Below are 14,296 nucleotides of genomic sequence, written 5' to 3' on the forward strand. Positions count from 1 at the left end.
ATCCTAAAAATCATCGGTTGATGTAAACAGACCAACGCGTAAATCTTTTGCAGTATAGATATCGCGCCCATCCACAGATACCGTGCCATCCGCAATAGCCAAAACCAGCTTGCGTGCGATAACACGTTTTAAATCAATACGGTAAGTAACTTTCTTCGCTGTTGGTAATACTTGTCCGGTAAATTTGACCTCACCTGAGCCTAATGCTCGGCCACGGCCTGGATTACCATCCCAAGCCAGGAAAAATCCGACGAGTTGCCACATCGCATCCAAGCCTAAACAACCAGGCATAACAGGATCACCCGGGAAATGGCAATCAAAAAACCAAAGATCCGGATGTATATCCAATTCTGCAATGATTTCGCCTTTACCGTAAGCACCACCTGTATTTGCAATATGAGTAATGCGATCCATCATCAGCATATTGGGAACAGGGAGTTGTGCATTGCCAGGACCAAACATTTCGCCGTGTCCACACTGCAATAATTCTTCGTATGTAAATGATGATTGCTTACTCATGAATTCTCTTAATTATCCCGCCAATTGGGCTCCGTATAATACCACGATCGTTTCTAAACCAGAAAAAAACGTCATTCCCATATATATAAAAAAGCCACGGGCTTTCCCGTGGCTATGAAACTGTTGAAATAGTGATTTACTGTTTTATAGCAATAGTCTCTGCAGCCTCAGGTGCTTTAATATTTAAGCCTTGAAGCAATAGTCCCATACTATTCAAAATACGATACTGCGCATACAGTTCGTCATACTCAGTGTTAACCAGAGCCGTCTGTGCTCTGAAAACTTCATTCTCAGAATCCAATAAGTCTAATAAGGTGCGCTGTCCAAGACTGAATTGTTGTCTGTAGGCATCACGTGACTTTTGACTTGAGTCAACATGTTGTTCGCGATATGACATCTGGCTTTTGACCGTTTCCCATGCATTCCAGGAAAGCCTCGTGCCTTCTTCCACTTCACGATAAGTATTATTTCGAATCTCGGCTGCTTGATTAATTAAATAGGCAGTCTCTTCACGTCGGGCTGAATCACGGCCGCCATTCAATAGGTTATAGCGTAAACGCAACATGGCCGTGATGTCTTTATCCGTACCCACCTGACCATCAATATTATGATCAGCACGCGTACCTACTTCCAGATGTAGATCGGGATAAAAAGGTGCTTTTGCGGTGGCGTGCTGTGCACGGGCTGATTCCAGATCAAAGTTAGCTAATCTTAAAGTTGGATGATTATCAACGGCTTTTACTATTGCTGCATCCAAGCTATCAGGAATCAGGTTTTCGGGAATTTCAGGCTCTTCTAATGATTCAGGTGGCTCGCCAACAACGCGGATAAAAGTTGTTTCTGCATCACGCAATTTACTTTCTTCTTCCATCAGGTTGGCTTCAGCTAAGGCAAGCCTACCTAGACTTTGGTCCATATCTGCACCACGACCAACACCACGCTCACTGCGAAGAACAATTTGATCATGTGTCCGTTGGTGTGCTTCAAGGTTGGTTTGGGCTAATTCAACAATTTTCTGTTGTCTCAGCACATTGAGATAAGCGTCAACAGCTTCCAATCCGGTATTTTCTGCAGCACTGTACACCGCTGATGCACGGGAATTTGTTCTAAATTCTTGTCTTAGAACTTCGTTTTTAGTTTCCATGCCATCAAACAACATTTGACGCAGCTGTAAGCTTGCCTCATCCCTGTTCAGTCTGACTTCGCCACGCCCTGCTGAACGTGTATTCGGGTTATCAGTCATTTCCCAGCCCGTACCCAAAGCTAAATCCAGAGTTGGATAATATCCGGCCTTTGCCTGATCTATTTCTTTAGAAACAGCTTGTCGTTCACTCGCAGCAGCAAGGATATCGGGATTTGACTCAATAGTATGCATTACTGCACTTTCCAACGTTTGAGCAGAAACACTAGATACCATTACCCATAAAGGTAAGCTTAAAACTAAACTTTTCTTCATCACTTCAAATCCCAATTCCCCCCCAGCCTGAATGTTTTACATTCAATGACTGAATATAAGCCTCATTCCATTGTGCTTAAAATGGCACGGTGTATTAAAACATAACATACTGTTGTTTGATATAACTAACGTAAATCCCTGAAAAATATAGCAAGTGAAAGTCTATCCGGAATATTCATTTTCTGGAATATCGCTGTTAGATGTGCTTTTACAGTTCTTTCCGTAATATTCATTGTCCTGGCAATCATTTTATTGGTCGCACCATGACTTACCAACTCAGCGACTTCCAACTCCTTACGCGACAAACTGTCCAATTTTGCTTGTTGCTCATTTGAAAGTTGAGGTGTGTGATTTAATTCATCAATTAACCCAGCAATAACATGCCGTTCTACCCACACTTCTCCCCGCTGAATCAAATCGAGCGCAATCAGTAACTTATCATCAACAAGTTCTTCTTGAAAATATCCACGTGCGCCCTGTTTAAGAATCGAAATCTGCTCAATAACAGAAAGTTTAGGTCCGATAATAAGTACACGAGCACGGGTCACAGCATTTTCCATAATGCTGAATAAAGAGCTTGCATCACCATTCAAACAAGATAGATGACACAGAATGAGATTTGGGTTTTTTCCATTAAGCTCAGCTTGCGCGTCTTCGATACAGGAAAACTCACACAGCTCATATTGGTCTGCCAAAAGGTGCTTGATATGCACAAGTTGTTGGGCATCGGTCCCGATGCAATAAAGCATTGACTTATTTGCCATATCCGGCATATTTGGTATGGTTTGATTAATCAACGTTCTCTCATCGCCTCATTTTTAGCTTTGAGTATCGGTTTGAATAAATAATCCAGCACCGTTTTTTTGCCAGTCAAAATATCAACCGTTACAGTCATACCTGGAATAATCTCTAATGGACCTTTACTACTATCAATATAGTTTTTATCTGTTCTTAAGTAGATAAGATAAAAACTCTCTCCCTCATCATTTATAATTGTATCAGCACTTATTCGTTCTAATGTAGCAGGAAGTCCACCATAAATGGAAAAATCATAAGCGGTTAATTTCACCATCGCTTGTTGTCCAGGACTCAAAAACGCAATATCAGACGGCCGAATATTTGCCTCAATTAACAGATTATCTTCAACAGGAACAATTTCAACTAAATCCATCCCAGGTTGAATAACGCCACCTACCGTATTTATTTTTAGCTGTTTTATTTTACCTTTAACGGGCGAGCGTACTAATGTACGCCTCACTCTATCTTGTTGAGAAGTGGTTGTTTCTTTAGTAATGGCTAACTCTGACTGTACCTCGCTCAGTTGTGAGGCAGCATCAGATTTAAAACGCAACGTTGTATCTTTAATTTTTTGTTTCGCTTCATTGAGTGTCGAGCGAATTCGGGGAATGGCTAATCGTGTAGTTTCCATTTCTCCACGTAAATCATTGGTGGCACGTTTAAGTCTTAATAATTCGACTTCGGATATCACACCCACTGAAACTAAGGGTTCAGACATTTCCAGCTCTTGACGACTTAAATCATAACTTGTGCTCAGTTTATTCAATTTAGCCTGATTCTCCAGTAACTCTTGTTCACGCTGTTTTACTTGCTGCTCAAGCACATTGATACTGCTCTGTAACTCTAGCTGTCTGGATTGATATAAGGAACGTTCACTGGCTGCCAATGAGGGCTGTTGCTTAATGATTTCCTCAGGTAATTCCAATGGTTTACCCTCAACCTCAGCTGTTAAACGTGCTTTGCGAGCCAACAATTCCCAATATTTCAGTTGTGTCTCGCGGAAAGAAGATGAAAAACGTGTGTCATCAATTCGAAGCAGCACATCGCCTTTGTCAACTAAGTCACCTTCATTAACCAAAACCTCAGAGAGAATCCCCCCCTCCAGATTTTGAATAACTTGCACTTTACTTGAGGGAATCACCTTACCCTGCCCGCGTGTCACTTCATCCAACTCGGTCACACTGGCCCACCAAAAGGCACAAATAAAAAATAAGGTAATCAGCAGTAACAATGAATGACCAAGTCGGGGCGAGTTTTCCAGTGAAGCGGCACTGACTTCTGACATAAACTCAAGATCGTCTGAATTCGTTTTGTTAAACCATGCCATATTTAGCCCTTGTTCACTTTTATATGGCCATTCTTAAGTGCTGTCAGAATTTGTTCTCTTGGCCCATCGGCCACAATGTGACCCTGGTCCATCACAATCACTCTATCCACCAAGCTTAATAAAGAGGCCTTATGCGTGACTAGCAATAAAGTTTTATTCTCAATATTTTCAGCCAGTTTTGCTTTGAAACGTTCTTCAGTACTGTTATCCATGGCATTGGTAGGTTCATCCAGCATGATGACAGGAGAGTCTAACAATAACGCTCTGGCAACGGCCACACTTTGACGTTGTCCACCCGACAAACCTTCACCACGCTCACCTACTGGCATATCAAAACCTGAAGGATGGCGATTAACAAATTCGGTGACGCCTGCTATGTCGGCCGCTTTGAGTACTTCATGATCTTCAGCGAATGGTGCCACCATGGTGATGTTTTCACGAATACTGCCATAAAACAGCACAACGTCTTGAGGTGCATAACCAACATTCTTTCTTAAATCGACAGGATCAACCTGTCGAATATCGGTCCCATCGAGCAAAATAGAACCTTCTTCTGGCTCATACAAGCCAAGCATGAGTTTTTCTAAGGTACTTTTGCCAGAGCCAATACGGCCGATAAAAGCCACTTTTTCACCAGCATTAATTTTAAAAGACACGTCAGTTAAGGCATCTATAGGCTGCTCTGGATATCGGAAACTGACTTTTTTAAACTCTATCCCGCCTTTAAATTCGGGACGATGCAGAAACTCTCGTCCTGAGGGTCTCTCGACAGGTAGGGCCATAAGGCTGTTCAATGAGCTTAATGCCGCTTTGGACTGGTGGTAACGTGTTAGCAGCCCGGCCAGTGCTGCCATGGGCGCTAATGCTCGTCCGGTTAAAATAGTACTGGCAATTAAGGCGCCCATCGTAATTTCATTTTCAGTAATCAGATAGACACCAAAAACAACAACGGTAATGGATGCCATTTGCTGAAGGAAAGAGGAAAAATTAATCGCGGTAGCAGATAAAATTCGCGCGCGTTGACTGTATTTCGTCATAAACCCGATCGTCTGTTCCCATTTCCGCTGTATTGGCGTCTCGGCGCCAATGCTTTTGATCGTTTCTAAGCCAGTTAAAGTCTCAATCAAAGTAGAACTTCTTTGGCCTGAATGCCTGAATAAATGTTGAATGGTTTTTGATAAAGGAAACTGAATAATCAGACTGACTAGTATTGTCAGTGGAATCACGGCCAGTGGAATGAAAGCAACAGGACCAGCCACTAACCAGATAACGGTTATAAATAATAACGAAAAGGGTAAATCGACTAACGTAGTTAAGGTAGCCGAGGTAAAAAACTCTCTGAAAGACTCAAACTCCTGCATGCTATTAGCAAATGAGCCTACTGAGTTGGACCGTGCAGACATTTTCACTGCCATGACCTTCTCAAAAATAGTGGCAGACAGTATGACATCCGCTTTTTTACTGGCAATATCAATAAAATAAGCGCGCAACGTTCGTAAAAGTAATTCAAAGACAAATACTGTTGCGACACCGATAGCCAGTACCCAGAGTGTTTCGGTGGCATTATTTGGCACCACCCGGTCATACACATTCATCACAAATAACGGTGAAGCTAGTGCAAAACTGTTTACTAATATAGATGCGATAAAAACCTGACCATAAATTGGCCAAAAACGCAGAATCGTCCCCCAGAACCAATGGTTCGCCCTTGGTATAGCTGAAAACTCCGTACGCTTATCAAATTGGTGAACGGGTTTGATAAAAATACTGTATCCAGAATACTGAGCATTTAGCTCCTCGAATGGAATTTCTGCTTCCCCTTCCCCTGTTTCCGGGAAAATGACTCGGGCATTGTTGTTACTCAATTCCAGAACAATACAAGCATTGGCATCATTGAGTAATAAAACAGCGGGCAGAACAAGATTCGGAATTTTCGTTAACTTTCTCTTCACAATACGTGAAGATAAACCAGCGCGATCAGCGGCACGACTAAACAGGGAGGGTGAGAGTTTATTATTAACTAATGGAAGACCAGCAACCAGAGATTCTGGACTATGCGGCTTATTCAAAATTTTAGCCAGCAGTGTCAAACAGGACAATAATGGATCATCATGCGTACGGTAGCTATCCTGAGCATCCCATTGCTCATTTTTACTCGTATTGATGACAGGCTCCGTACGCATCTTTATTACTTGTAGTTATTAATAAAACTTGATGAGTTTCACAGTTTTTTAGTTTACTGTAAAGCACTGCTTATCGTAATGTGCTACAGGCATGGGTTTATGGGGTACTAATATAATGGTTTATGTGAAAAGAGACGAGTCAGCAAAAATCATTGCTGTCTATGACAGGCCTCAGGATGAGGCTACAGAAAAATTGTCAATAAACTCTGCTGAATTAGTCGATTATTTAATACAATCGGAAAAAAAAGAAGATAGCCTTTCTGCGCTAAGTGCATCGGACTTATCATTGATCAGGGTATTGGAAGATTTGATCAACACCCTAATAGATAAACAAGTTATTTTATTTACAGATTTACCGCTAGCGGCAAGAGAAAAATTAGCCAACCGTGAAAAAGTCAGGGATCAACTCAATAGCCTTGAAAACCTGATGAGTGATGATCCCGGCCTTCTCTAATCACTAACTTTTGCGACTCTTTCTTGGTGGGCGCTGTTTTTTTTGTGGCGCATTCTGACTAGTACTTTTTATTGCTTTATCACGATATGGGTTATCACTGGTTTTAAACTCAATCATCACCGGTGTTCCCTGTAATTTCAGCGCCTCTCTGAATGTATTCTCCAGATAACGCTTATAACTGTTCGGGGTAGACTCCGTCTGATTACCGTGAATAATAATTCTGGGTGGATTTTTCCCTCCCAGATGGGCATAACGAAACTTAATACGACGACCTCTAACTAACGGTGGCGGATGATCAGCAATCGCATCTTCCAGCACACGTGTTAATCGTGACGTTGGTACTTTAGTCATGGCAGATTGGAATGCTTGTCTGACTGATTTAAATAACAAACCGACCCCACTACCATGCAGTGCCGAAATAAAGTGTGTCTTGGCAAAATTCAGGAAAGGTAAACGTCGTTCGATATTGGTAGTAACCCACTCTCGTTCACTTTTTTCCAGACCATCCCATTTATTCACAGCAATGACAACGGCACGTCCACTTTCAACTATCAGTCCGGCCAGATGCAGGTCCTGCTCAACAATACCTTCATGAGCATCAAGCACCAACATCACAACATTCGCATCTTCCAGGGCCTGCAACGTTTTTAAAACACTAAACTTCTCAAGTTTTTCAGAGACTTTCGACCGACGTCTGACACCTGCCGTGTCAATTAATGTGTAATTAACACCGTCTTTCTCAAAAGGAATGTGAATACTATCGCGTGTAGTTCCTGGTTCATCAAAGGCCACTACACGCTCTTCACCAAGTAATCGGTTAATTAATGTTGATTTACCAACATTAGGCCTTCCCAAGACAGCCAGCCGGATTTCATTTTCATCAAAGACTTCGGCTTCATCTGCTTCAATTTTCTCAACCGCCGGAATGCGTTGTTTAATTTCAGCTAATAAACTATCAATCCCTCTGCCTTGAGTCGCAGAAATGACTTGTGGCTCACCCAAACCTAATGCATAAAATTCGGCAGATATAATTTCACGACGTTCACCCTCTGTTTTGTTAATAACAAGACAAACAGGTTTTCCATCATTGCGTAGTTGTTGGGCCACATCTGAATCTGTTGGCATCAGGCCTGCTCGACCATCAACAATAAACAAAATAAGATCCGCTTCATCAATCGCTAGCTTAGCTTGCTTGCGCATCAAATCTGACATATTGTCAGTCTGATCGGTGAGTCCACCGGTATCGATTAATATAAAATCAAAGCCGGGTTCTTTCACCTTGCCATAAATACGATCACGGGTCAGACCGGCATAATCAGCGACTAGTGCATCACGACTTCGTGTTAGCCGATTAAATATTGTTGACTTGCCAACATTAGGGCGGCCAACCAGCGCGATTACAGGTTTCAATTTTCGGGTACTCTCAGAGCGGTAATACTGCCATCAGCGGCAGTAATATAAACAACACCATTAATAACTAATGGTTTACAGTAGATTGGTCCGTCACTCACTTGTTGACGTGAAACAAAACGTCCATCGTCGCGGGCGATCCAGTGGATATATCCTTCAAAATCGCCAACAATAATATAGTTACCAGCAATCGCGGGCGCTGTGGCTTGGCGACGTAATAATCTTGTCTGACGCCATAATGCGTCACCACTACCATCCTGCACAGCCCAGACATAGCCTTCATCATCGGTCACATAAACTGCATCATGATAAGCGGCGTCTAGCCCTATTTGTGAAGACATATCACGTGACCATAAGACACGGCCAGAATTAATATCAACGGCAGCAAGCTGTCCCTGATAAGTCACTACATAAACCGTATCGTCTATCACAACAGGATCAGCATCGATATCAACCAAACGTTCCAACTCAGTACGCCCACGTGGGATAGCGATACTATTTTCCCACAAAACTTTACCGTCATTTAACGATAATGCCACCAACTTACCATTGTCATAACCAGCAATAACTTCATTACCAGTAATAACGGGTCGGCCAGCACCACGCAAACTTAACAACGGTACAGCACGTTGGTATGACCAGAGTACTTTGCCATCTTGAGCTGAAATACCGCTGACCCGTCCATCGGATGTCCGGCTGACAACAACATCATTTGCAGATGTCACTGGCGCTAAGACTTCACTGGTCAATTGGGTACGCCATAACTCTTTGCCATCGGCCTCGTTCAGAGCAACTACCACACCCTTGTCTGAACCAACGTAGACCATATTCATGCCGCCACCAATTCCGGTCACCACATTCAAATCAAGGTCAGCATCCCAAATTTCACGACCCGTTTCAGCATTTAATGCCGTTACCTCACCTTCATGATCAACGGCAAAGATTTTATTATTCTGCCACCAGGATGACAGCTCCACTTTCTTGTCACCGGCGCCGTCACCAACACTTTTATCCCACAAAATCTTGGGGCTAATTTCGCTGGTAAACTCTGTTAGTGGTTCTGGTGGTTCTTCATAGGACTCATCAGCAAACCAATCACCCACGGTGCTACATGCTGATAAAAATATACTTAGTAATAAACCTATCGTCAGTAAACGCAAATTAACTTTCATGTGCAGCTGCCACGTCATCTAATTTCATTTCAATTAAGGTATGTCTTGGCTCACCTGAATTGAGGCCAACTAATGCTTTTTGATAAGCGGCATGGGCTTCTCCGGCTTGTCCTTGTGCTGTTTTGATGTCGCCTTCCAACTCAGCGAATAATGAATCAAACGCTGCAGCATCGTTAGATGTCACTTGCTTCAATGCTTCATCTAACTGGCCGTTATCGAATTCGACCTTTGCCAGTCTAAGTTTTGCTAATGCTCTGTGTCCGGATAACTCTGCATTAGCAATTACCCATGAAAGGTAATCTTTTGCTTTATCAACCTCTCCCGCTTCACTGGCTTTCTCAGCCATTTGTAAGGCCGCAAATACTGAATATGCACTCTTTTTATTATCCTGCATTAACTTTTCAGTACTTATTTCCGCAGCTTCGCTGTCTTGGTTACTTACCGAAACGATGGCCTGCTGATAAGTTAAAGCGGCTTGTTGGTCCTGAACCTGTTGATAGTTTATCCAATAACGGACACCAAAAATACACGCGATCCCCAACACCACGCCTACAAATACAGAGCGACCATTTTCACGCCACCACTGCTTTATTGCTTCTGCTTTTTCTTCATCAGATGCATAGATATCCATGCGGTCTCCTCAACATCAGTTTTATCATCAATATAAAGCGCTTGATTATACGTTTTTATCAGCAGCTTGTGGATCAACAATTCAATGAACACTAACCATATACTTCTTTGATGGCACCAATTTAGTGCTTAACATAATGGGTTCGCACCAAAATAAATCACCACATAGTCCAATATTGCACACATTTATCTGTATACAATTGATTTAACTTAACTTTTATTTTTGGTGCGAGTCTTGCTATTTTGGTGCTTTATATCTAAACCAACGAGGGGATAAGATAGTGCATAATGCAAATGATGTTTTATTTATATTACTAGGCGCCATAATGGTGCTTGCCATGCACGCCGGCTTTGCGTTTCTCGAAGTCGGAACAGTTCGCAAAAAGAATCAGGTCAATGCGCTTGTTAAAATTATTGTTGATTTTGCAATATCGACAATCGCTTATTTCTTTATTGGTTATGGCATCGCCTACAATTTACATTTTTTTGATGCTGCTCCCACACTCAACGAAAACTATGGCTACGGCCTGGTAAAATTCTTTTTCTTGCTGACGTTTGCTGCTGCTATACCTGCCATTGTTTCAGGAGGCATCGCAGAAAGATCAAAATTTTATCCTCAATTAATTGCTACTTTTTTTATCGCCGGCTTTATTTATCCTTTTTTTGAAGGAATCAGCTGGAACGGTGCCTATGGTATTCAGGACTGGTTAAATTCTTCCTTTGGTGCCAGCTTTCACGACTTTGCAGGTTCAATTGTCGTACATGCTGTGGGTGGCTGGATTGCGCTAGCAGCTGTTTTACATTTAGGTCCCCGGCACGGTCGTTACGGGAAGAAAGGAGAGATTTTTGCTCACCCTCCTTCCAATATACCTTTTCTAGCTCTCGGTGCATGGATTTTGACCGTTGGTTGGTTTGGCTTTAATGTTATGTCAGCACAAGCCATTGACGGTATAAGTGGTTTAGTGGCTATCAATTCATTAATGGCAATGGTGGGCGGTATACTAGCATCATGCCTGGTTGGTAAAAATGATCCAGGCTTCGTCCACAATGGGCCATTAGCCGGTCTTGTCGCTGTCTGTGCCGGTTCTGACATTATGCATCCATTAGGCGCACTCATGACAGGCCTGGTTGCAGGGGCATTATTTGTTTTTACATTCACCCTGACACAAAATAAATGGAAAATAGACGATGTATTAGGTGTCTGGCCACTTCATGGCTTGTGTGGCGTTTGGGGTGGTATCGCAGCGGGTATATTCGGTCAGGTTGCGCTTGGCGGCATGGGCGGAGTCAGCTTAATATCTCAGCTTATCGGCACTGGACTTGGCATTTTGATAGCTTTTGTCGGCGGGTTTGCAGTTTACGGTTTACTAAAAGTCGTGCTTGGACTGAGATTATCTCAAGAACAAGAGTATGAAGGCGCGGACTTAAGCATTCACAAAATTACAGCAACACCCAATAATGATTAGATATAACGGGAAAACGCATAATCCGATATTATCGGATTATGCCGCCTTCCTGCTTCTTGAGAAAATCCGCTAATAAAGAAATCTCATCTGATTCTTGTTCTATGCCATCAATACGCAGCTCTGCTTCTTCAAGTTTTAGCCCTGAGCGGTATAAAACTTTATAGGCTTGGCGAATATTTTTAATTTGAATATCGCTGAAATTACGTCTGCGCAGACCTTCGACATTAATACCAAAAGGTTTTGCCATATGCCCAGAAACAAGAATATATGGTGGGACATTTCTCGAAATAACACTGCCCATCGCACTAAAAGAGTGTGATCCCATATAATTAAATTGGCTGATTAGCGTAAAGCCACCCAAAATAACGAAGTCGTCAATGATGACATGTCCCGCCAAAGAAGCATTGTTAGCAAAAATATTATCATTACCGATAATACAATCATGTGCGATATGCACATACGCCATAATCCAGTTATTACTGCCTAGACGGGTTATTCCACCACCCTGAACAGTTCCCCGATTAATCGTCACTGACTCGCGGATAAGGTTGTTATCACCAATTTCAAGTAGTGTATCTTCACCGTGAAATTTTTTATCCTGAGGTTCCTCACCTATTGAGGCGAACTGGAATATGCGGTTATTTTTACCAATTTTTGTTGGTCCATTAATCACCACGTGCGATGCAATTTCAGTGCCTTCACCGATCTCGACCTTTGGGCCAATGACTGAAAAGGGACCAATCTTGACGTTATCAGCAATAACCGCTGTTGGATCAATAATAGCTGTCTGATGAATCACTTTGGCATTTCTTGGTTAACACACATGATATCTGCGCTGACAACGACTTCGCCATCAACACTCGCTTCACCCGTAAATTTCCATAAGTTACGTTTATTTTTAACCAGCTTCACTTCGAGTCTTAGCTGATCGCCTGGCTCAACTGGCTTTTTGAAACGGGCATTATCAATACCTGCTAAATAATATAACGCTTCATCAGACCGAATCTCATCAGCTGTTTTAAACGCTAACAAACCTGTTGCTTGAGCAAGGGATTCAAGGATTAACACACCTGGCATGATAACACGCTGAGGAAAATGACCTGTAAAGTGTGGTTCATTGAATGTAACGTTTTTGATGCCGACTAAATGCTCGCCAGGTGTAAATTCAATGACTCTATCGATGAGTAAAAAAGGGTATCGATGAGGTAACAGGCGTTGAATTTCATGTATGTCAATCGTGTTCAAGCTAATATCCCTTGACTATTATTATATTAATAAAGACCGACAATGTTACTTTGAGTCGCCATTTTGGTAAAGCGAAACAACACTCAAATCAATCTTTTGTTTTTTCTTCAAGCTGTTTAACACGATCAAATAATTTATCCATTTGCCGGTATCTAATCACGTTTTTATGCCACTGTTTAGCAGGTTCAACAGGAATACCTGAAGAATAGATACCTGCCTCATTAATAGACTTGGTGACCATACTCATCCCGGTTAATTGCACACCGCTGGCAATATTAATATGACCTGCCATGCCAGTACCACCACCAATGGCACAATATTCACCAATAGAAGTACTTCCTGCAATACCCGTACAACCGGCTATAACAGAATGTTTACCAATTGTGACATTGTGTCCGATCTGTATTTGATTATCGAGCTTCACGCCATCAGCAATAACCGTGTCATCAATAGCACCTCTATCAATTGTAGTATTGGCACCAATCTCAACATCATTGCCAATATTGACAGATCCAACTTGTGGCACTTTTATCCAGTGGCCATTATCGTTAGCAATACCAAAACCATCCGCGCCAATGACTACACCAGGATGAATAATCGTCCTTTCACCAATGATGACGCCAAAACATAATGTTACATTAGGTCTGAGGTTTGCCGCTTTGCGAATAACCACATCATGTTCGATAACACATCCCGGTCCAATCACCACGTCATCTTCTATGATGACTGCTTGCTCAATGACAACATTCGCCCCAATACTGACATTAGCACCTATCTTTGCTGATGGGTCAATTGATGCTGACGGATGGATGCCAGGAAGTTTTTTTTCAGTGGGGTGAAGTAGACTTGCCGCTTTTGCATACGCAACGTATGGATCATCAACTTCAATGGCATTCGTTGTGACGTACTGAGCCATACCTTTCAAAACGATTATGGCACCGGCACAGGACTGATTTAAGAATTTTTTATATTTGGGATTAGATAAGAAACTAAGCTGACTTGAATCAGCATTTGATAATGTACCGACGCTGCTAACTGAGTAATTAGCATCGCCGATAACATTACCATTGATATATTCCGCTATTTGAGCAAGAGTCAAACTCACAGGCGCACTCTATTTCTTAGCTTTTAACATTTCCAGAACTTTATCAGTCAGATCTACTTTATCACTGGCAAAGATAACGCCTTGGTATAAAACCAGGTCATAAGACTCTTTTTTGGCTAAATCAACAATTGTTTCAGCGATGTCTTTTTCAAGCTTTCTCAACTCTTCGTTACGACGAATAGACAAATCTTCACTATATTCATCCTGAAGACGTTGTAACTCGCGCTGATCACTCAATAAGTCACGTTCTTTATCACGACGTTGTTCAGCACTTAAAATAGCGCCATCTTTATTCAGTTTTTCTTGAGCTGCTCTTAGTGCTTTATGTTTTGCTTCTAAAGACTTACTTCTTGCTGAAAATTCTTTTTCTAACCTTGCGAGTGCTGCTGCTTTTTGTGGTGATTTATCGAGCACCACGCCTGCATTTACAACACCGATTTTTAAATCTGCTGCATAACTAGCAGGTGCGGCGATGAACAATGCAAATAATAGCCAAATAAACTTCAAATTCTTCACACTCAACTCCAAATA

At 42.0% G+C, this 14,296-nt stretch carries 14 protein-coding genes; 2 read left to right on the forward strand and 12 right to left on the reverse strand.

The window, feature by feature from the left end:
• Positions 1 to 3: 3 nt before the first annotated feature.
• From fabA to MAMP_RS09895, 5 genes are all read right to left on the reverse strand, one after another.
• Complete coding sequence (fabA, locus tag MAMP_RS09875; RefSeq protein WP_040576271.1) at positions 4 to 519, reverse strand: 3-hydroxyacyl-[acyl-carrier-protein] dehydratase FabA; 516 nt, start codon at positions 517 to 519, stop codon at positions 4 to 6.
• Between the two features lie 136 nt (positions 520 to 655).
• Positions 656 to 1,975 carry a TolC family outer membrane protein gene (locus MAMP_RS09880; RefSeq protein ID WP_007145894.1) on the reverse strand — a complete coding sequence of 440 codons (1,320 nt, stop codon included), beginning with the start codon at positions 1,973 to 1,975 and terminating at the stop codon, positions 656 to 658.
• 125 nt (positions 1,976 to 2,100) lie between these two features.
• Positions 2,101 to 2,772: a LuxR family transcriptional regulator gene (locus MAMP_RS09885; RefSeq protein WP_007145895.1), complete on the reverse strand. Its 672-nt coding sequence runs from the start codon at positions 2,770 to 2,772 to the stop codon at positions 2,101 to 2,103.
• Entirely contained in the window at positions 2,769 to 4,100 is a 1,332-nt protein-coding gene (locus tag MAMP_RS09890) for an HlyD family type I secretion periplasmic adaptor subunit (RefSeq protein WP_040576272.1), read from the reverse strand. Before MAMP_RS09890 ends, MAMP_RS09885 begins: the two co-directional genes overlap by 4 nt.
• 2 nt (positions 4,101 to 4,102) lie before the next feature.
• Positions 4,103 to 6,283 carry a type I secretion system permease/ATPase gene (locus MAMP_RS09895; RefSeq protein ID WP_007145897.1) on the reverse strand — a complete coding sequence of 727 codons (2,181 nt, stop codon included), beginning with the start codon at positions 6,281 to 6,283 and terminating at the stop codon, positions 4,103 to 4,105.
• Positions 6,284 to 6,398: 115 nt separating this feature from the next.
• Here MAMP_RS09895 and MAMP_RS09900 point away from each other — a divergent pair, with 115 nt between their 5' ends.
• Positions 6,399 to 6,737 carry a hypothetical protein gene (locus MAMP_RS09900; protein WP_007145898.1) on the forward strand — a complete coding sequence of 113 codons (339 nt, stop codon included), beginning with the start codon at positions 6,399 to 6,401 and terminating at the stop codon, positions 6,735 to 6,737.
• A 3-nt stretch (positions 6,738 to 6,740) separates the two neighbouring features.
• On the opposite strand, the gene der is transcribed toward MAMP_RS09900, so the two are convergent.
• From der to MAMP_RS09915, 3 genes are read right to left on the reverse strand one after another with little or no spacing between them, the layout of a single operon-like run.
• Positions 6,741 to 8,147 (reverse strand): ribosome biogenesis GTPase Der, encoded by a 1,407-nt coding sequence (gene der / locus MAMP_RS09905; protein ID WP_007145899.1) that lies wholly within the window; start codon positions 8,145 to 8,147, stop codon positions 6,741 to 6,743.
• Positions 8,144 to 9,319 carry an outer membrane protein assembly factor BamB gene (bamB, locus tag MAMP_RS09910; protein WP_007145900.1) on the reverse strand — a complete coding sequence of 392 codons (1,176 nt, stop codon included), beginning with the start codon at positions 9,317 to 9,319 and terminating at the stop codon, positions 8,144 to 8,146. The genes der and bamB overlap by 4 nt, the downstream gene beginning before the upstream one ends.
• Positions 9,309 to 9,950: a YfgM family protein gene (locus MAMP_RS09915; RefSeq protein WP_007145901.1), complete on the reverse strand. Its 642-nt coding sequence runs from the start codon at positions 9,948 to 9,950 to the stop codon at positions 9,309 to 9,311. The genes bamB and MAMP_RS09915 overlap by 11 nt, the downstream gene beginning before the upstream one ends.
• Before the next feature lie 280 nt (positions 9,951 to 10,230).
• Here MAMP_RS09915 and MAMP_RS09920 point away from each other — a divergent pair, with 280 nt between their 5' ends.
• The gene (locus MAMP_RS09920; protein ID WP_007145902.1) at positions 10,231 to 11,415 is read left to right on the forward strand and encodes an ammonium transporter; all 1,185 of its coding nucleotides are present in this window, start codon (positions 10,231 to 10,233) and stop codon (positions 11,413 to 11,415) included.
• Positions 11,416 to 11,443: 28 nt separating this feature from the next.
• Here the strand turns inward: MAMP_RS09920 and lpxA are convergent, their stop codons facing one another.
• The 4 genes from lpxA to MAMP_RS09940 form a co-directional block, all read right to left on the reverse strand.
• Positions 11,444 to 12,214: an acyl-ACP--UDP-N-acetylglucosamine O-acyltransferase gene (gene lpxA / locus MAMP_RS09925; RefSeq protein ID WP_007145903.1), complete on the reverse strand. Its 771-nt coding sequence runs from the start codon at positions 12,212 to 12,214 to the stop codon at positions 11,444 to 11,446.
• Entirely contained in the window at positions 12,211 to 12,660 is a 450-nt protein-coding gene (fabZ, locus tag MAMP_RS09930) for a 3-hydroxyacyl-ACP dehydratase FabZ (protein WP_007145904.1), read from the reverse strand. The genes lpxA and fabZ overlap by 4 nt, the downstream gene beginning before the upstream one ends.
• Before the next feature lie 88 nt (positions 12,661 to 12,748).
• Positions 12,749 to 13,765 carry a UDP-3-O-(3-hydroxymyristoyl)glucosamine N-acyltransferase gene (gene lpxD / locus MAMP_RS09935; RefSeq protein ID WP_007145905.1) on the reverse strand — a complete coding sequence of 339 codons (1,017 nt, stop codon included), beginning with the start codon at positions 13,763 to 13,765 and terminating at the stop codon, positions 12,749 to 12,751.
• A 9-nt stretch (positions 13,766 to 13,774) separates the two neighbouring features.
• A complete protein-coding gene (locus tag MAMP_RS09940) occupies positions 13,775 to 14,281 on the reverse strand; it encodes an OmpH/Skp family outer membrane protein (RefSeq protein ID WP_007145906.1) in 507 nt (168 codons plus the stop codon).
• Positions 14,282 to 14,296: the final 15 nt, after the last annotated feature.

The organism is Methylophaga thalassica MP, assembly GCF_000214595.1.
Lineage (GTDB): Bacteria > Pseudomonadota > Gammaproteobacteria > Nitrosococcales > Methylophagaceae > Methylophaga > Methylophaga thalassica.